We start from the raw sequence: 17,518 nt of genomic DNA, 5'->3' as shown, positions 1-17,518 counted from the left end.
GAGAGTGTCCGATCTTCTGTGTATGAGTAATTTGGCCCATGCTTCATTAACGAAGGAGCATGACGACAATGACGATATCCAAGGAAGTTTTAGACGAGCTGCTGAGCGGCGTTGAGAACGCGGACGATTTACTGGGCGATCAGGGCTTGATGAAAGAGCTGAAGGTGCGCCTGATGGAACGGATGCTTGGCGCTGAACTGACCGAGCATTTAGGCTATGAGCCTGACACCCAGCCCACAAACCAACAGAGCAACCGCCGCAATGGCACGTCGCGCAAGACGTTGAAGGGCAATGATGGGGCGCTGCCGATTGATGTCCCGCGCGACCGTGATGGCAGTTTTGAACCGGAACTGATCAAGAAGGGTCAAACCCGGATCGACGGTATGGATGACAAGATCATTGGCCTCTATGCAGCCGGATTATCGACCCGCGACATCCGCGCCCATCTCGAAGAGGTCTACGGGCTGAAGGTGTCTGCCGATCTTGTCAGCCGCGTCACAGATGCCGTTCTGGCGGAAGTATCAGACTGGCAGAACCGGGCTCTGGAGCCGATGTATCCCATTGTTTTCCTTGATGCTCTTCGGGTCAAAATCCGCGATGCGGAAAGCCGTCAGGTCAAGAACAAAGCCGTTTACGTAGCCCTGGGCGTCACTCCTGAGGGCGAACGTGAGGTTCTGGGGCTATGGGTTGCCAATAATGAAGGGGCAAAATTCTGGCTCTCGGTGATGAACAATTTGCGCAACCGGGGCGTCGAAGACATCCTGATCGCCGTTGTGGACGGCCTCAAGGGCTTTCCAGATGCCATCAATGCCGCATTCCCTGAGACCACAGTCCAAACCTGCATTGTCCACCTCGTGCGCCATTCCCTGAACTTCTGCGGATGGAAAGATCGCAAGAACGTCGCAAAAGACCTCAAGCGGATTTATCAAGCCACGGATGACACCGAGGCGGAGAAAGCCCTTGCTGATTTTGAGGCCGAATGGGGCCAAAAGTACCCGTCAATCGCTCCAAGCTGGCGACGCGCGTGGCAAGAAGTCATCCCGTTCTTCGCCTTCCCACCAGCAGTGCGCAAAATCATCTACACGACAAATGCGATTGAAAGCCTGAACCGCGTCATCCGAAAAACCACCAAAACGCGCGGTAGCTTTCCCACTGATGATGCTGCGACAAAGCTGATCTATCTGGCCATCCGCAGTTTTGAGAAGACAGGCAGGGCCGTCAGAGAATGGGTTGCTGCCCGCAATCAGTTCGCTATCCTATACCCAGAACGGTTCAACAAATGAGCCGCCAAACTCGCATGGGCTAAGCCTCATACACAGAGTTTCGGATACTCCCTTTCGCTACCTTCTCTTGGCATTCGACATGTCGACAATCATTTTTTTCATCGCGACTATTTCGCGTGAACCGACGCCTGGGATCGTCCTTGCCGACCTGCTGATCGGCACATTGATCTTGGCTGACTTCTTATCCCGCCTATGGATCGCTCCGAACCGGATACGGTTATTGCGGCAGATTTATACTTTAGCGGATGTCGTCGTCATCTTGTCCTTGCTATTGGCCCCGTTAATTTCACAAAGCTTTGGCTTTCTCAGGGTCCTGCGGGCGTTGCGCTTGCTGCACTCCTACCACGTGTTGCGGGATCTCCGCCGTGACACACCGTTTTTCAAGCAGAATGAAGACATTATCGTCAGCTCGGTGAACCTAAGTGTGTTCATTTTCTTCACCAGCACCTTAGTTTTTGTTCTGCGGGGTAAGCAGAACCCTGATATCGTCGGCTATGTAGATGCGCTTTATTTTACAGTGTCGACGCTGACCACCACCGGATTTGGCGACATCGTGTTGCAGGGCACCTCGGGCCGACTGCTCGCCGTGGTTATCATGATTGTGGGGGTCGCGCTGTTCTTGCGTCTGGTCCAGACTGTTTTTCAGCCAAGAAAATTGCGTCACACATGCCCGGAATGTGGGCTGAACCGGCATGAGGTAGACGCGATACATTGTAAACATTGCGGTCACCCGCTCAAAATCGAAACGGGCGGCGTATCATAACGGTGGCGACCGTTCCTCGCGCAGCGGCAGATTTGTCAGTCCAAGAACCTCGGTCCCCCACCTATGGCATTCCTGCGCAAGCTCTCCCGGGAGGGAGCCGTCCGTTACCAACGTATTCACATCGCTAAGCGAGCAGATTGTGAGCGGTGCTTTGCGTTGGAATTTATGTTGGTCTGCAACCACGATCACCTTACGGGACCGTTGAATGGCGCTGCGGCTTACAAGGACCTCTTGGTCGTCGAAATCCAGAAGGTCGCCATCTTCGTCAATCGCCGAACATCCTAAAATCGCGAAATCAAATTTGAACTGCTTGACCATTTCCGCGGTCAGCCCGCCAACCAAACCTCCGTCGGCACGGCGCAGATCGCCTCCTGTGAGGATGATCCGGCAACTCTGGTTCACCGCAAGAATATTGGCGATATTAAGGTTGTTGGTGACGACGAGAAGGTTTTCGTGGTCAATTAATTGGTGCGCCACGGCCTCGGTTGTTGTCCCGATGTTCATAAAGACTGACGCGCCTGCAGGGATCATTTCGGCGCAGGCTGCTGCGATGATCTTTTTGCCAGCTTCGTTCAGCCGCTGCCGTTCACCATAGACGATATTCACGACGCCCGATGGAATGACCGCGCCGCCGTGCACGCGCTCAAGCCTGCCGGTTTCCGCAAGTTCGGAAAGGTCCCGTCTGATCGTTTGAACCGTCACGTCGTAAATCTCGGCGAGCCCGTCGACGGTGACTTTGCCTTCCTGGCGGGCGCGCTCAAGTATTTCTTGTTGTCTGAAATTCGAGACCACGGCCTTCTCCTGTCTGGGCTGGGCGGGGGAGACTGAGGGCACACCGGAGTCTCAATCGAGACTAACAATCACCCACGGTCAGCCAAGGTCAAGAGCACTTAGGCTCGCTTTTGGCAGTTCTCACAGGATTTGGTGAGAATTCGAACCGAAACCTCAATGAAATCAGCGCTATGGCTAAAAGCGAAAGAATACGAACATTCGTTATTGACCGGAGCGGCCCGGCAGCGCACATTGGCGCCACGCTCAAAGCTGGGAGGCAGAGGGCGTGACATGGATGCGGGGAGGCGTCGTTGGATCAGCCAAAACATCAGGACATCGTCGACCTGTTCGTCATCGGAGGCGGCATCAACGGATGCGGCATCGCGCGTGACGCGGTTGGCCGTGGGCTGAGCGTTGAATTGGCCGAGATGAACGATCTAGCTTCGGGCACGTCTTCCGCCTCGACCAAGCTTTTCCACGGCGGTTTGCGGTATCTGGAATACGGTGAAGTGCGGCTGGTACGCGAAGCTTTGATCGAGCGTGAGACATTGCTGCGCGCGATGCCACACATCAGCTGGCCGATGCGCTTTGTGCTGCCTTATCACCCCGATATGCGGTTTGAAGGCGATACGCCGACGTCGAAATTACTTGGCATTGTGATGCCTTGGATGAAGGGGCGGCGTCCGGCTTGGCTCATCCGGTTTGGCCTATTTCTCTATGATAACCTTGGCGGTCGGAAGATTCTCAAGGGCACGACGTCATTGCAACTTGTCGGAACCCCAGAGGGCGCGCCGCTGCAGGAGCGGTTTGAAAGAGCGTTCGAGTATTCTGATTGCTGGATCGAGGATAGCCGTCTGGTGGTATTGAATGCCCGTGATGCCGAGGCGCGTGGCGCCCGCATCAACGTGCGGACCAAGGTGATTTCGGTCGAACAGATCGACGGTCATTGGCACGTCACGATTGAGGCACAAGACAGCGGCGCGCGGCGGGTGATTGTCGCGCGGATGATCGTCAATGCGGGCGGGCCGTGGGTCGAAAGTGTCATTCGCAACACTGTGCGCATCAATTCGACTGAAGGGGTGCGGCTTGTTCGGGGCAGTCACATCGTCACGCGCAAGCTCTATGATCACGACAAATGTTATTTTTTCCAAGGCGAGGACGGGCGGATCATCTTCACGATCCCTTATGAGACCGACTTTACCCTGATTGGCACCACAGATGCGGACCACAACGATGTGACCGCCAAGCCGGTATGTACGCCCGAGGAGCAGGCCTATCTGCTCGATTTTGCGTCTAAATATCTGAAGCAGAAGGTGACGGCGGATGACGTCGTTTGGACTTATTCTGGCGTACGGCCGCTCTATAATGATGGTGCCAGTTCGGCGACGGCGGCCACGCGTGACTATGTTTTGAAAGTAGACCAATCTGCTGGTGCGCCGATTCTGAATGTTTTCGGCGGCAAGATCACGACCTACCGGAAGCTGGCTGAATCCGCGCTTGAGAAAATCGCGCCGTTTTTTGCAGATGCGGGAAAGCCTTGGACGGCGGGTGTGGCGCTGCCGGGCGGGGATTTCCCAGTTGACGGGGTGGGCGCCCTCAAGGGGCGCGTCGCTTCGAGGTATCCGTTTCTGTCGGCGCGCTGGGTCTCTCGGCTGGTGAAAGCTTATGGAACCGAGGTTTTTGACGTGCTGGGAGATGCGGAGACCGCTGGTGATCTGGGCCAGGAGTTTGGCGCTGGTTTGTCCGAGCGTGAAGTGAATTGGCTGGTTGATAAAGAGTTTGCACGCAGCGCAGAGGACATCATCTGGCGTCGTTCAAAGCTTGGTCTGCGGTTGACGAAACAAGAAACTGATTTGCTGGATGTATGGCTCGTGAATGCGCTAGCGGTACGGTCCGAAGGCGGCGCGGGACGATCCGCGCGAGGGGGAGAGTGAAATGTCGCTTGTACTAGAAGGCGTGTCCAAGGTCGTTTCAGGCCAGACGCATATACATCCGACACATCTGGAGCTGTCTTCGGGCACGATGAACGTGCTTCTCGGACCAACCTCCTCTGGTAAAACCTCCCTTATGCGGTTGATGGCTGGGCTGGATGTGCCCAATACGGGAAAAGTAATCTGGAACGGCACTGATGTGACCGGCATGCGCGTTCAGGACCGTGGCGTGGCGATGGTCTATCAGCAGTTCATTAATTACCCGTCAATGACCGTCTACGATAATATCGCCAGCCCAATGCGTTTGCTTGGCAAAACCAAAGATGAAGTCGATGTTGCGGTCAAGAAAGCGGCTGAGCTGATGAAGCTGTCGGCGATGCTGGATCGCAAGCCGTTGGAATTGTCGGGCGGGCAGCAACAACGCTGTGCCTTGGCGCGTGCGCTGGTTAAGGACGCGGGGCTCGTTCTGCTCGATGAGCCGCTCGCCAACCTTGATTATAAGCTACGCGAGGAATTGCGGGCCGAGATCCCGAAGATCTTCGAAGAAGCAGGCTCGATCTTTGTTTATGCGACGACGGAGCCGGAAGAGGCGCTCTTGCTCGGTGGGAATACCGCGACGATGTGGGAGGGCGCGGTCACGCAGTTTGACAAGACGCCGGTGGTTTACCGCCAGCCGGTCGATGCAACCACGGCGCGGGTATTCTCTGATCCACCGATGAACTTCCTGAAAATACGCAAGCAGGGCAGCAGCCTGCAATTCGGGGACGGGCAGGTGGCGGCCGCTTCCGGTACCTTGGCGGCGCTGGCGGATGGCGCTTATCTCGCGGGCTTCCGCCCGAACCATCTGGAACTACAACGGCAATCGCCAACGGCCCTGGAATTCACCGGCAAGCTGAATGTAACCGAGATAACCGGCTCGGAGACGTTTGTGCACCTGAACCATCAAGGAGAAAACTGGGTCGGCCTCGTGCACGGGGTCAAAAATCTCAAAATCGGATCGGCGCTGAGTGTCTATCTTGATCCCAAGCACATCTATATTTTTGCAGAAAACGGCACCTCCGTCGCTGCTGCATCATACGCAACAGCGGCCTGAGGGAGACATAAAATGGCAAAGATCACCCTTGATAATCTGGCACATTCCTACCTGCCAAACCCGACAGGCGAGGATGATTACGCGCTCAAGGAGCTTAATCACGATTGGCTGGACGGCGAAGCCTATGCGCTGTTGGGCTCCTCGGGGTGTGGCAAGTCGACCCTTTTGAACATCATTTCCGGCCTTTTGCATCCCAGTCAGGGCCGCATCTTGTTTAACGACCGTGATGTGACGATGGCTCCGACGACACAGCGCAATATCGCGCAAGTGTTCCAGTTTCCGGTGGTCTACGACACTATGACCGTGCGCGATAATCTGGCCTTTCCATTGCGAAATCGCGGATCTGATCCGGCCTATATCCGCGACCGCGTTCAGCAAATCGCGCATATGATCGGCATGGAAGAGACGCTGGATCGCAAGGCACGCGGGCTGACAGCGGATGCCAAGCAGAAGATTTCGCTGGGGCGTGGTATGGTCCGCGAGGACGTGAACGCGCTGTTGTTCGACGAACCTCTGACGGTGATCGATCCGCATATGAAGTGGGAGCTGCGCACGCAGCTCAAGTCGTTGCACCATGAGTTCGGTCACACGATGATCTACGTGACTCATGACCAGACCGAGGCGCTGACCTTTGCTGACAAGGTGGTTGTGATGTATGATGGGCGCGTGGTCCAGATGGGCACGCCCCAAGAGCTTTTCGAGACGCCGGAGCATACATTCGTTGGCTATTTTATCGGCTCGCCGGGGATGAACGTGATGGATGCGCAAGTGAGCGGCGACAAAGCGGTCGTCGGCGGGACCGAGATTTCGCTGGGCAAGGCTTTCGGTACGCCTGCGGGCAAGGTCGAGCTTGGGGTGCGTCCTGAATTCATTTCGCTGAGCGCGGGCGAGGCGGGTCTGCCTGTCACCATCAAACGGGTCGAGGATGTCGGACGCCACAAGATTGTGCGCGCCGATCTGCAAGGCACCGAGATTAACGTGATTGTCGAAGAGGGCGAGAATATCTCGCCCGATATGAACCGCATCGTATTCGATACCGCAGGCGTCAATGTCTATGCCGATAGCTGGCGCGTTGCGCCAAAGGTGGCTTGAGATGGCTATCGTGACCTTCGCAGTTCTGCCTGTCCAATTTGAAGAGAGCGCCTCATGAACAAGACTGTAAATCAGAAAGCGTGGTTTTTGATCCTGCCAGTGCTGGTGTTGGTCGCGTTCTCGGCGGTAATTCCGCTGATGACTGTGGTAAACTACTCAGTTCAGGACACATTTGGCAAAAACGAGTTCTTTTGGGCTGGTCTTGAATGGTTTGAAGAAATGCTCGGGTCTCAACGTATGTGGGACGCTTTGGGCCGTCAGATCACGTTCTCGGCGATCATTCTGGCCATCGAAATACCACTCGGTATCTTTGTCGCCCTCAATATGCCAAAAAAGGGCTTCTGGGCGTCGCTATGTCTGGTGCTGATGTCACTGCCGCTGCTGATCCCGTGGAATGTTGTGGGCACAATCTGGCAGATTTTCGGCCGTGTCGATATCGGACTGCTGGGGCATACACTGGCCGCGATGGGGATTGACTACAACTATACTCAAAACCCAACGGCGGCATGGATTACCGTGATTGTGATGGATGTCTGGCACTGGACGTCGCTGGTGGCGCTGCTGGCCTATGCGGGGCTGCAATCAATCCCCGATGCCTATTATCAGGCTGCCAAGATTGATCAGGCGAACCGTTGGAAGGTCTTCCGGTTTATCGAGTTGCCCAAGATCATGGGCGTCTTGATGATCGCGATCCTGTTGCGGTTTATGGACAGCTTTATGATCTATACCGAACCATTCGTGGTGACGGGCGGCGGGCCGGGCAACGCGACGACTTTCCTGTCGATTGACCTTGTAAAAATGGCGCTGGGGCAGTTCGACCTTGGCCCCGCTGCTGCCTTCTCGATCATGTATTATCTGGTGATCTTGCTGGTATCTTACGTCTTTTACACCGTCATGACGAACCTCGACAAAAGGGATGGCCACTGATGTCTGATCGCGCGAAAAAAAGTGGCATGGCCCTGCCTAAAATCAACGGCAGTGCTGTGGTCATGGGCCTGTACCTGTTGTTCTTGCTGCTGCCAATCTATTGGCTGCTGACGATGAGCCTGAAAACCAATTCAGAGATACTCAACAGCTTTACCCTGTGGCCGCAGAACCTGACGTTCGATAACTACATGACAATCCTGACCGACCCGTCATGGTACACCGGCTACCTTAACTCCATGGCCTATGTGGTTATGAACATGGTTATTTCTCTTGCTGTGGCTCTGCCCGCGGCCTATGCGTTCAGCCGCTATACCTTCCTTGGAGACAAGCATCTGTTCTTCTGGCTGTTGACCAACCGCATGGCACCACCCGCCGTTTTTGCGCTGCCGTTCTTCCAGCTCTATAGCTCCATAGGTTTGTTCGATACGCATATCGCTGTTGCCTTGGCGCATGCGCTTTTCAATGTGCCGCTCGCGGTCTGGATTTTGGAAGGCTTCATGCGCGGCGTGCCCAAGGAAATTGATGAGACCGCCTATATCGACGGCTACTCCTTCCCCCGCTTTTTCATCCGGATTTTCACACCGCTGGTTGCCTCGGGGATCGGTGTGACAGCCTTCTTCCTGTTCATGTTCTCATGGGTTGAGCTGCTGCTAAGCCGGACCCTGACCAGCGTGAATGCCAAGCCGATTGCCGCCACGATGACCCGCACTGTCGGGGCGGCAGGGATCGATTGGGGTGTGCTCGCGGCTGCTGGGATACTCACGATCATTCCCGGCGCGCTGGTGATCTATTTTGTACGCAACTACATCGCCAAGGGCTTTGCCCTGGGTCGTGTTTAACAACGAGGAGCGCGCCAATGGACTGGATGGCATGGACATGGCCGACCGCCATTTTCTTCATCATCATCGCGGCAACGCTTGTTGTCTTCACGGTGCTTGCAATCAAATTTCCCGAAACGCCCCGCAATGGCGTGCTCGGGATCGAAACAACGCGGGGTGACAGGTTGTTCATCACGTTGCTCGGCTCGGCCTTTATCAATCTGGCCTGGCTTGGAATGCTCAGCGCACCCCAGTGGGGGGCACTGATCGTATGTCTCATTTACGCCGCAGCAGTTTTTCGCTGGGCGTGAGTGCTGACATTTAAGGGCGGTCCGGTTCGGAGAAACGGGACTGTCTGGAAGGTTCTAATTTTAGGGAGGAACACCAATGAATTTGCGACTTAAAGGAACGACAGCGATCGGACTTGCGACCTGCATGTTCGCCGCGCCAGCGTTCGCGGATATGGAGGCTGCCAAGGCTTTCCTCGACAGCGAGATCGGTGACATGTCATCGCTGACCCGCGCCGAGCAGGAAGCCGAGCTACAGTTCTTCGTCGACGCGGCGAAACCTTATGCCGGTATGTCGATCAACGTGGTATCCGAAACCATCGGCACCCACGAGTACGAAGCCAACACGCTTGCTCCGGCGTTCGAAGCCATCACCGGCATCAAGATCACCCACGATCTGATCGGTGAAGGCGATGTTGTTGAGAAGCTACAAACACAGATGCAGTCGGGCGAGAACATCTATGACGCCTATATCAACGACTCTGACTTGATCGGCACCCACTGGCGCTACAAGCAAGCGCGCAACCTGACCGACTGGATGGCAGGCGACGGGGCGGCAGTGACCAACCCCAACCTCGATCTGGAAGACTTCATCGGCCTGTCGTTTACCACAGGACCCGATGGCAAGGTTTATCAGTTGCCCGACCAGCAGTTCGCGAACCTTTACTGGTTCAGGTACGATTGGTTCAACGACGAGCAGAACAAAACCGACTTCAAAGAGAAGTATGGCTATGATCTGGGCGTTCCGGTCAACTGGACAGCCTATGAGGACATCGCCGAGTTCTTCACCGGACGCGATCTGTCGCGGCTTGGCGTCGAAGGTGAAGTCTTTGGTAACATGGACTATGGTAAGAAAGACCCCTCGCTCGGCTGGCGCTACACCGATGCGTGGCTGTCAATGGCAGGTGTGGGTGACGTTGGCGAGCCAAACGGCCTGCCTGTCGATGAGTGGGGCATCCGCGTTAACGAAAAATCGCAGCCCGTCGGCTCTTGTGTGGCTCGTGGCGGTGCGACCAACGGTCCAGCCGCTGTCTATGCTGTGACCAAAGCAATCGAATGGCTGCAAAAGTACTCGCCGCCTGCCGCTGCCGGTATGACATTCTCTGAGGCAGGGCCAATTCCTGCACAGGGTAACGTCGCCCAGCAGATGTTCTGGTACACCGCCTTCACCGCCGCATCGGTTGAGCCCGATCTGCCGGTGATGAACGAAGACGGCACGCCCAAATGGCGCATGGCACCTTCGCCACACGGCGCCTATTGGACCGAAGGCACCAAGATCGGCTATCAGGATGCGGGCTCTTGGACCTTGATGGAATCCACCCCTGTGGACCGTGCTCAGGCGGCTTGGCTCTACGCCCAGTTCGTGACGTCCAAAACTGTCGACGTGAAGAAAAGCCATGTTGGTCTGACATTCATTCGTGAATCGACGATCCAGCACGAAAGCTTCACCGAGCGGGCGCCAAAACTTGGCGGTCTGGTCGAATTCTACCGCTCACCAGCGCGGGTTCAGTGGTCGCCAACTGGCACCAACGTCCCTGACTATCCAAAGCTGGCGCAGCTGTGGTGGCAGAATATTGGCGACGCGATGTCCGGTGCGAAAACCCCACAGGAAGCACTTGATGCACTCTGTGCTGACCAGGAAAAAGTCCTTATCCGTCTGGAGCGTTCGGGCGTACAGGGTGAGCTTGGTCCGGTCATGAACGAAGAAAAAGACCCGACCTACTGGCTGGAGCAGCCCGGTTCTCCGAAGGCAAAGCTGGCCGACGAAGAAGAGAAGCCCGTCACAATTTCCTATGACGAGCTACTCAAATCCTGGCAGTAAGCCATTGATCCGGGGCCGGTTCGCTGGCCCCGGATACACTTGTTTCATATCATAACCGATCCCGAGGCCGCATCCGCGTGGCCCGGATCGACATCATCACCGGTCGCCGCAGGCTATTTGCAGACCAACGAATTCGCGGGGGTGCGTATGAGTTATATTCTTGCAATCGATCAGGGGACGACCTCGACCCGCGCGATCGTTTTTGACGGTGCACTCAGCGTCGTCTCCGATGCTCAAGAAGAGTTCGCACAGCATTTTCCGCAGTCCGGCTGGGTCGAACATGATCCCGAAGACCTCTGGACTACGACCCTTGCGACCTGTCGTGGGGCGATCGAGCGGGCAGGTATAAACGCCTCGCAACTTGCCGGAATTGGCATCACCAACCAGCGCGAAACCGTGATTGTGTGGGACAGAAAGACTGGCGACCCGATCCATAACGCGATTGTCTGGCAAGACCGCCGCACGGCTGCCATGTGTAGCGATCTGCGCGCCGCTGGCCATGAGCCGATGATCACCGAACGGACGGGGCTTTTGCTCGATCCCTATTTCTCCGGCACCAAGTTGAAATGGATTCTCGACCATGTGGAGGGCGCGCGAGCCCGTGCTGCAAGGGGGGAGTTGCTGTTCGGCACTGTCGACTGTTTTCTGATCTGGCGGCTGACGGGCGGGGCAAGCCATGCCACAGATGCCACCAACGCGGCGCGCACCATGCTGTATGATATCCGCAAGGGCCGGTGGAGCCAGACGATCTGCGATGTCTTTGATATCCCCATGCAAATGCTGCCAGAGGTAAAGGACTGCGCCGCAGATTTCGGCATGACCGAGGCAGATTTGTTTGGGATCTCAATCCCGATACACGGTGTTGCGGGCGATCAACAGGCGGCCACTGTTGGCCAAGCGTGCTTTGAGCCCGGTATGTTAAAATCCACCTACGGCACGGGCTGCTTTGCGCTCTTAAACACGGGCGACACGCCAGTGATGTCGAAAAACCGGTTGTTAACCACCATCGCGTATCAGTTGGACGGCAAACCGACCTATGCGCTTGAAGGCTCGATCTTTGTGGCGGGGGCCGTGGTACAATGGTTGCGTGACGGCTTGCAGATTATTAGCGACGCTACCGAAACGCAGGCGCTGGCCGAACAGGCTGACCCGCATCAGAACGTGGTTTTGGTGCCTGCATTCGTCGGCCTTGGCGCGCCTTACTGGAACCCCGAGTGCCGTGGAGCGGTTTTCGGGCTGACCCGTGGTAGCGGCCCGGCTGAGATTGCCAAAGCCGCATTGGAAAGCGTCGGCTTCCAGACCCGCGACCTGCTAGAGGCGATGGCCGCTGACTGGCAAAAAGACGGCGTGCAGCCGACCTTGCGCGTTGATGGCGGCATGTCTGCCAGCGACTGGGCGATGCAGTTTCTATCTGACATCATTGCGGCGCCTGTCGACAGACCGAAAATTCACGAAACGACAGCGCTGGGCGTGGCATGGCTTGCAGGCATGCACGCTGGCGTTTACCCAGAGCAGGATGAATTTGCAGCGACTTGGGCCCGCGAGACCCAGTTCAAACCGCAGATGGATGATGCACAGCGCAACGCCAAATATGCAATTTGGCAGAAGGCGGTTCGCGCGACGCTGAGCTTTTGAGGACGTGATATGACACAAACAACCCTGCGCGATTATCTGAACGGAAGCGCGCTGAACCCTGATCTGATCCATCTGCTTGAGGAAGTGGCGAACGCCTGCAGCGTTGTCGCTGATCGGGTCAGAAATGGCGCTTTTGAGGGCAATCTCGGCTCCGCCAACGCGACCAACGTTCAGGGCGAAACCCAAAAAACCCTCGATATCGTGGCCAATGACGAATTTGAACGAACCTGTGCGAGAAGCCCGCGCCTGGCTGCGCTGGTTTCCGAAGAGGTAGAAGAAGTTACTTGGCTAAAAGAGCCCGAAGCGGGCGATTATCTACTCTATTTCGATCCACTGGACGGATCGTCCAATATCGACGTGAACCTGTCGGTCGGCTCCATCTTTGCCGTCATGCAGGTGGAAAAGGACGGGGACCGCGACGTGCTGCATAAGGGCCGCAAACAGCTCTGTGCGGGATACGCGATCTTTGGTCCATCGACGATGCTGGTGTTAACCATTGGTGCGGGTGTTGCAGGATTCACCAGCCAGCAGAATGGTAGTTTCTACCTGACCCATCCGCAAATGACCGTGCCGACGGAAACATCGGAATATGCGATTAACACCTCACGCTATCGCTTTTGGGACCAACCGGTGCGCCGCTATGTCGATGAATGTGTCGCCGGTGAGGAGGGGCCGCGTGAACGCAATTTCAACATGCGCTGGGCAGCCTCTATGGTCGCGGAGATACACCGCATTCTCATCCGGGGTGGTGTGTTTCTTTATCCCGCAGACAGCAAAAACCGCACCACAGGCGGCAAGCTGCGCCTGATGTACGAGGCCAACCCGATGGCAATGTTGATCGAGAACGCTGGCGGGGCGGCAACGACAGGGTTAGTCTCGATCATGGATGTGCAGCCCACCGGCCCCCATCAACGGGTGCCTGTCATTCTGGGCTCAAAATCCGAGGTCGAGCGGCTCATTGCTTACCACAAAAAGGAAAGTTGACCCGCGCACGAGGGCCGGCGCCGATCGCTTAGAGGCAGACAGCCGCGACCAGCTAGCCCCGAAACCGCCCCTTTGAGGTGTCGCAAATGTTTTCCTTCACCAGCCCGCAAACGATCCACTTCGGACGGGGGCAGAGCGCCCAGACAGCGGGGTTGGCCGCAGGATTTGGCCCGTCCGTTCTGCTGGTGCACGGCTCCTCGGCACCACGTGCCAAATGGCTGGTGGAGGCGCTGAAAAACGAAAGTTTGATAGTGGCATCTTTGGGGTGCACGGGCGAGCCGAGCTTGCCCGCCATTGAGATGGCTTTAGACACGCTGCGTGGGTCACCGCCGGATGTGATTGTCGCCCTCGGCGGCGGCTCTGTCATTGACTTCGCCAAGGCTCTGGCTGCGCTTATCTGCTGCGAGGGCGCGCCGGAGGACTACCTAGAGGTGGTCGGTACAGGGCGCGCCCTTGACCATGCGCCGATCCCGATGATTGCGCTGCCAACCACCGCGGGAACGGGGGCGGAAGTGACCAGAAACGCAGTCATCTCAGTGCCGGACCGCGGCCTGAAGGTCAGCCTGCGCGATGTGCGCATGGTGCCGCAAATTGCGATTGTGGACTCCAGCCTGATGCAGGGCGCCCCCAAAAATATTACCCTCGCGGCGGGTTTGGATGCGCTCACGCAGGTGATTGAGCCCTATCTCTCGGTCAAGGCCAACCCGATGACCGACGCGCTCTGCGCTGCGGCCATTCCGGTAGGCGTGCAGGCACTGCGTAGCGTTGTCGAGAACGATGCGTCGGAGGCGTGGGACCAGATGGCTTGGGTCAGCACCTGCGGTGGATTGGCCTTGGCCAATGCAGGGCTCGGGGCAGTGCACGGTTTCGCTGGCGTGATCGGCGGCAGAACCGATGCGCCGCATGGTGAGATTTGCGGCGCGCTGCTGCCGCCTGTATTGCTCTCACATATAAACCGTGCAGCACCCCAGACTAAACTTCACACGCGGTTGCATTGGGTGCTGGAGCTTCTCGATAGCGAGTTTGGGGGGGGCAGGGCTGGAGGGGGCATCGCGGCTCTCGCGCAATGGTCTAAACAGCATGGCTTGCGGGGCTTGGCAGAACTGGGGCTAAGGGAAGAAGACCATCCCGCTGTAGCGGAAGCCTCTTCTCGTGCATCGTCTACGAAGGGTAACCCGTTTGCGCTTTCTCAAGCGGACTTGATCGACATCTTGCGCGCTGCAAGCTGATTTTCGAGTGCGCAGCAGATTTGCAAGTTGGGTTGCGATTGCCGTAAGCGGATCTACCGTGAGGCTCGCTTTCGCTTTTTGTCAGCGCCGCGCTGGGTAGCGCATTCAATCCTCGCTGTCCATTTGGCTAAGTTACGTGGGTTCCATCAAGCCGTCTGACCCTAACATTTCCTTGCAAATTGCCTTAGAAAACTTTAGGGAATTGAGTTCGGTCGCTCCGACCCGCGTGTGATGTCTCAATATGATGACCTTTCACAGTCAGGCGCTTTGAATTTGCTACCGGATGGGTTCCGGTCATAGGCATGTGCTATCTATAATTTCGATGTTTCGTTCATTGCTGTTGCGGCAACTTCGGTTGGCATATCGACGGCAAAGCATACCGGAGCGCTAAAAGCGCATCTGGGGCGGGCGATACAAAACTTTCTGCAAACGTTCGTTCCAGAACGACCTGACCGACTTTCTGAACATTCGACCTCGATTGAACCCACCCCATGCCCGCGCCTCGCATGTGAACCTATTATGCCATCCCCCCGCGAATAATCTAGGAAGTACCACTATGAGAAACGAGATCAATCGCCCGCCAATGGCAGTCATTCTGGCGGCAGGGGTCGGATCGCGGCTTAGCCCACTAAGCGACAAATGCCCCAAGAGTCTGCTGTCTGTCGGCGGGTCGGTTGTCCTTGAAAGGATGATCCGCAACTGTCTGAGCTGTGGCATGTCACAGTTCGTGCTGGTGCTGGGCCATCGCGCTGAAGAGATTAAACAATTCGTAGACAAAACCTTTCGGGGTATCCGCGTCACTTACGTGATAAACGAACGCTACCGCGATACGAACACGGGCTATTCGCTGATGCTGGCCTCGGCTGCTGTTGGTACTTCTGAGTTCGTGAAGCTTGATGCCGATGTGGTTTTTGACGTCAAGATCCTGCGCCAGTTGCTGGATACGGACCTGCCTAACTTGCTGTGTGTCGACCGGAATAATGCGGTAGGGACCGATGACGTCAAGGTCATCGTCGATGAAGAGATGAAGGTGCTGGAAGTCGGTAAATCGGGCGATGCCAAGCTTGCGCTGGGCAGGTCCATCGGGATCGAGAAGATCAGCGCTAAAACTGGCCCGCTGCTGTTCAAAGAGCTGGCGGGAATGATGGGCGACTATGCACATCTGCAGGACCCTGCCGAGACCGCCTATGCGCGCCTTGTGGATAATGGGACAGTCTTTCGTGCCTTGGACATCACCGGAATGAACTGGGTCGAGATCGACACGGCTGAAGATTTCGCTGCGGCCAATGCGGCGTTCGGAACCCCGGTTACTACAGTGTCTCGCGGGCAGCAGCGCGCGATTGACGAGGCGAAAGAAAAGGTCGTGACGCCCACGTAACCATGTTTTTTCCCCTCCTGTGCATAAATTTGCAAAAGGAGGGGGGACGACCGCAGCCAAATCGATGCCATTGCGGCACCGGATCGCTGTATTTTGAGAGGACTTCCCATGGCTAAAGGTAAAGACAGTAAAAAAGAAGTTAAGAAACCCAAGCAGGTAAAGCCGAAGGTTTCTGCGACGGCGAACTCAATGGCGGGCAAGCCTGCCGTTTCGATCGGCAGCAATAAGGTCAAGTGACGCGCGGGGCACAAGCCTGCGGGACGATCCAACCAGCCGATTGTTCGGCTGGTTGGAAAATGCTGTATTGCAAGGTTGCGCATCACAGCAGATACACAAGCGCGGGCTTCTAGCCGATCACTGCAACATGAGCGTCAGGGGGCTGCAATGAGCGATACAGACGACACCACATCCAAGGTGCATTACATTTGCCAAACCTATGTTGAAACGACAACCGGTCGTACGGGGCAATCCAGCTTGAAGATCGGTAAGCAGTTTCAGTATACCACCGCCGAGCAGGCCACCGGCCGCGCCGAACGGGAATGCCGCTCGGACGATTGCGCCGGTGCCGACGCCTATATGGTGATCGAGGACCCGCAATCAGGTGAAGTGAGCGAGCCGACGTTTTTGATCAGGGTCGGAAAAGTGCCAGAGCTGGACGATTTCTAGCCACTGAGATCAGAGTTGCTGTGCAATGAAGTTTAGCTGCTGGACCATTTCACGAGAGCTGTTCTCGATCCTGAATATTGCACCGTAGAACGCATAAAATGTCCTTGAGTATCTCGTCAGCGCGCAGCGGGCACCTTGTGTTGTGCCCGCTGCAATACCGTTTAGGGGCGCGGGCCCAATTCACCGTCGAGGGTAAACAGGCGGTCTGTCTCGGACGCTGATTTAATTGTGAGGGTGCCGACACCTGTCAGGCCTTCAAATTGACCGGTGCCACTGACGAGCTCCCAAAACCCGTAGTCTGCCAAGCGCGGCTTGTCGTCTTCCTTGATAAAGACCGCTTTCACGGTGAACTTGATATTGGCCACATCGCCGCTTTCGGTGATGAACTGAAGATAGCCGTGCGGGTCGCCGTCTGTTGGTGGATTAATGTCGTGCCAACCAAACTCGGACACGGAAGCCCCTGCGAGCGTGCCTGTCCCTTCAGATTTGCCTTCCCTACGCACCATGATGCGTATTCCGGGGTGATCCGGCCACCTGTACCGATAGCATCCGGCCACCCATACCGATTTGATCCGGCCATGGATTCCGGGGCATCCGGCCACCCCTATTTTGACACGATTTAAGCGACTGCGAGGCGATCTGTAGCAGGGCTACTCTGGCGTTCATTTGAATGAGAGAGAGCCCAATGAAGAGATTGCCAATGCGGAAGATACGGGAAGCTTTGCGGCTTCGATCAGATGGATTTTCAGGACGCCGTGTTGCGCAAAGCCTGTCGGTGGGCCGCGCGACGATATCGGAGTATTTTCGGCGCGCCGATGTTGAAGGCTTGAGCTGGCCTC

17 protein-coding genes are annotated in these 17,518 nt (G+C 56.4%); 15 read left to right on the top strand and 2 right to left on the bottom strand.

Features of this window, described 5'->3' with window-relative positions:
• The first annotated feature begins 68 nt into the window (after positions 1–68).
• The gene (locus BM174_RS19305; protein WP_093925366.1) at positions 69–1,283 is read left to right on the top strand and encodes an IS256 family transposase; all 1,215 of its coding nucleotides are present in this window, start codon (positions 69–71) and stop codon (positions 1,281–1,283) included.
• Between the two features lie 79 nt (positions 1,284–1,362).
• Positions 1,363–2,046 (top strand): potassium channel family protein, encoded by a 684-nt coding sequence (locus BM174_RS19300; protein WP_093925471.1) that lies wholly within the window; start codon positions 1,363–1,365, stop codon positions 2,044–2,046.
• On the opposite strand, the gene BM174_RS19295 is transcribed toward BM174_RS19300, so the two are convergent.
• The gene (locus BM174_RS19295; RefSeq protein WP_093925470.1) at positions 2,041–2,838 is read right to left on the bottom strand and encodes a DeoR/GlpR family DNA-binding transcription regulator; all 798 of its coding nucleotides are present in this window, start codon (positions 2,836–2,838) and stop codon (positions 2,041–2,043) included. The genes BM174_RS19300 and BM174_RS19295 overlap by 6 nt on opposite strands.
• A 290-nt stretch (positions 2,839–3,128) precedes the next feature.
• Here BM174_RS19295 and glpD point away from each other — a divergent pair, with 290 nt between their 5' ends.
• The 13 genes from glpD to BM174_RS19235 all read left to right on the top strand — a co-directional run bounded on the left by glpD (position 3,129) and on the right by BM174_RS19235 (position 16,679).
• Entirely contained in the window at positions 3,129–4,751 is a 1,623-nt protein-coding gene (glpD, locus tag BM174_RS19290; protein ID WP_093925469.1) for a glycerol-3-phosphate dehydrogenase, read from the top strand.
• Position 4,752: 1 nt separating this feature from the next.
• Positions 4,753–5,841, top strand: coding sequence for an ABC transporter ATP-binding protein (locus tag BM174_RS19285; protein WP_093925468.1), 1,089 nt, complete (start codon positions 4,753–4,755; stop codon positions 5,839–5,841).
• 12 nt (positions 5,842–5,853) lie between these two features.
• Positions 5,854–6,933, top strand: coding sequence for an ABC transporter ATP-binding protein (locus BM174_RS19280; RefSeq protein ID WP_093925467.1), 1,080 nt, complete (start codon positions 5,854–5,856; stop codon positions 6,931–6,933).
• A gap of 54 nt (positions 6,934–6,987) precedes the next feature.
• Positions 6,988–7,860: a carbohydrate ABC transporter permease gene (locus tag BM174_RS19275; RefSeq protein ID WP_093925466.1), complete on the top strand. Its 873-nt coding sequence runs from the start codon at positions 6,988–6,990 to the stop codon at positions 7,858–7,860.
• On the top strand, positions 7,860–8,699 hold the full coding sequence (locus BM174_RS19270; RefSeq protein WP_093925465.1) for a carbohydrate ABC transporter permease: 840 nt from the start codon (positions 7,860–7,862) through the stop codon (positions 8,697–8,699). Before BM174_RS19275 ends, BM174_RS19270 begins: the two co-directional genes overlap by 1 nt.
• Positions 8,700–8,716: 17 nt before the next feature.
• Positions 8,717–8,989 (top strand): DUF2160 domain-containing protein, encoded by a 273-nt coding sequence (locus BM174_RS19265; protein ID WP_093925464.1) that lies wholly within the window; start codon positions 8,717–8,719, stop codon positions 8,987–8,989.
• A gap of 76 nt (positions 8,990–9,065) precedes the next feature.
• Complete coding sequence (locus BM174_RS19260; protein ID WP_093925463.1) at positions 9,066–10,787, top strand: ABC transporter substrate-binding protein; 1,722 nt, start codon at positions 9,066–9,068, stop codon at positions 10,785–10,787.
• Between the two features lie 147 nt (positions 10,788–10,934).
• The gene (gene glpK / locus BM174_RS19255) at positions 10,935–12,422 is read left to right on the top strand and encodes a glycerol kinase GlpK (protein WP_093925472.1); all 1,488 of its coding nucleotides are present in this window, start codon (positions 10,935–10,937) and stop codon (positions 12,420–12,422) included.
• 9 nt (positions 12,423–12,431) lie between these two features.
• A complete protein-coding gene (locus tag BM174_RS19250) occupies positions 12,432–13,406 on the top strand; it encodes a class 1 fructose-bisphosphatase (protein WP_093925462.1) in 975 nt (324 codons plus the stop codon).
• A gap of 86 nt (positions 13,407–13,492) precedes the next feature.
• Positions 13,493–14,635, top strand: a complete 1,143-nt coding sequence (locus BM174_RS19245) for an iron-containing alcohol dehydrogenase (RefSeq protein ID WP_093925461.1) — start codon at positions 13,493–13,495, stop codon at positions 14,633–14,635.
• Between the two features lie 556 nt (positions 14,636–15,191).
• The gene (locus BM174_RS19240; protein WP_093925460.1) at positions 15,192–16,013 is read left to right on the top strand and encodes a phosphocholine cytidylyltransferase family protein; all 822 of its coding nucleotides are present in this window, start codon (positions 15,192–15,194) and stop codon (positions 16,011–16,013) included.
• A 108-nt stretch (positions 16,014–16,121) separates the two neighbouring features.
• Positions 16,122–16,250, top strand: a complete 129-nt coding sequence (locus BM174_RS21635) for a hypothetical protein (RefSeq protein ID WP_273457080.1) — start codon at positions 16,122–16,124, stop codon at positions 16,248–16,250.
• A 147-nt stretch (positions 16,251–16,397) separates the two neighbouring features.
• On the top strand, positions 16,398–16,679 hold the full coding sequence (locus BM174_RS19235; protein ID WP_093925459.1) for a hypothetical protein: 282 nt from the start codon (positions 16,398–16,400) through the stop codon (positions 16,677–16,679).
• A gap of 161 nt (positions 16,680–16,840) precedes the next feature.
• Here BM174_RS19235 and BM174_RS19230 read toward each other — a convergent pair whose 3' ends face one another.
• Complete coding sequence (locus tag BM174_RS19230; protein WP_093925458.1) at positions 16,841–17,185, bottom strand: hypothetical protein; 345 nt, start codon at positions 17,183–17,185, stop codon at positions 16,841–16,843.
• Positions 17,186–17,518 lie beyond the last annotated feature (333 nt).

Origin of the sequence: Sulfitobacter brevis, assembly GCF_900112755.1 — a bacterium.
GTDB lineage: Bacteria > Pseudomonadota > Alphaproteobacteria > Rhodobacterales > Rhodobacteraceae > Sulfitobacter > Sulfitobacter brevis.
This window is presented reverse-complemented; position numbering and strand designations above follow the sequence as displayed.

What these genes read in the sequence shown, in the direction of transcription:
- BM174_RS19305 (WP_093925366.1), top strand. Translation starts at nt 69, where the DNA reads ATGACGATATCCAAGGAAGTTTTAGACGAGCTGCTGAGCGGCGTTGAG.
- BM174_RS19300 (WP_093925471.1), top strand. Translation starts at nt 1,363, where the DNA reads ATGTCGACAATCATTTTTTTCATCGCGACTATTTCGCGTGAACCGACG.
- BM174_RS19285 (WP_093925468.1), top strand. Translation starts at nt 4,753, where the DNA reads ATGTCGCTTGTACTAGAAGGCGTGTCCAAGGTCGTTTCAGGCCAGACG.
- BM174_RS19280 (WP_093925467.1), top strand. Translation starts at nt 5,854, where the DNA reads ATGGCAAAGATCACCCTTGATAATCTGGCACATTCCTACCTGCCAAAC.
- BM174_RS19275 (WP_093925466.1), top strand. Translation starts at nt 6,988, where the DNA reads ATGAACAAGACTGTAAATCAGAAAGCGTGGTTTTTGATCCTGCCAGTG.
- BM174_RS19270 (WP_093925465.1), top strand. Translation starts at nt 7,860, where the DNA reads ATGTCTGATCGCGCGAAAAAAAGTGGCATGGCCCTGCCTAAAATCAAC.
- BM174_RS19265 (WP_093925464.1), top strand. Translation starts at nt 8,717, where the DNA reads ATGGACTGGATGGCATGGACATGGCCGACCGCCATTTTCTTCATCATC.
- BM174_RS19260 (WP_093925463.1), top strand. Translation starts at nt 9,066, where the DNA reads ATGAATTTGCGACTTAAAGGAACGACAGCGATCGGACTTGCGACCTGC.
- glpK (WP_093925472.1), top strand. Translation starts at nt 10,935, where the DNA reads ATGAGTTATATTCTTGCAATCGATCAGGGGACGACCTCGACCCGCGCG.
- BM174_RS19250 (WP_093925462.1), top strand. Translation starts at nt 12,432, where the DNA reads ATGACACAAACAACCCTGCGCGATTATCTGAACGGAAGCGCGCTGAAC.
- BM174_RS19245 (WP_093925461.1), top strand. Translation starts at nt 13,493, where the DNA reads ATGTTTTCCTTCACCAGCCCGCAAACGATCCACTTCGGACGGGGGCAG.
- BM174_RS19240 (WP_093925460.1), top strand. Translation starts at nt 15,192, where the DNA reads ATGAGAAACGAGATCAATCGCCCGCCAATGGCAGTCATTCTGGCGGCA.
- BM174_RS21635 (WP_273457080.1), top strand. Translation starts at nt 16,122, where the DNA reads ATGGCTAAAGGTAAAGACAGTAAAAAAGAAGTTAAGAAACCCAAGCAG.
- BM174_RS19235 (WP_093925459.1), top strand. Translation starts at nt 16,398, where the DNA reads ATGAGCGATACAGACGACACCACATCCAAGGTGCATTACATTTGCCAA.
- BM174_RS19230 (WP_093925458.1), bottom strand. Translation starts at nt 17,185, where the DNA reads ATGGTGCGTAGGGAAGGCAAATCTGAAGGGACAGGCACGCTCGCAGGG.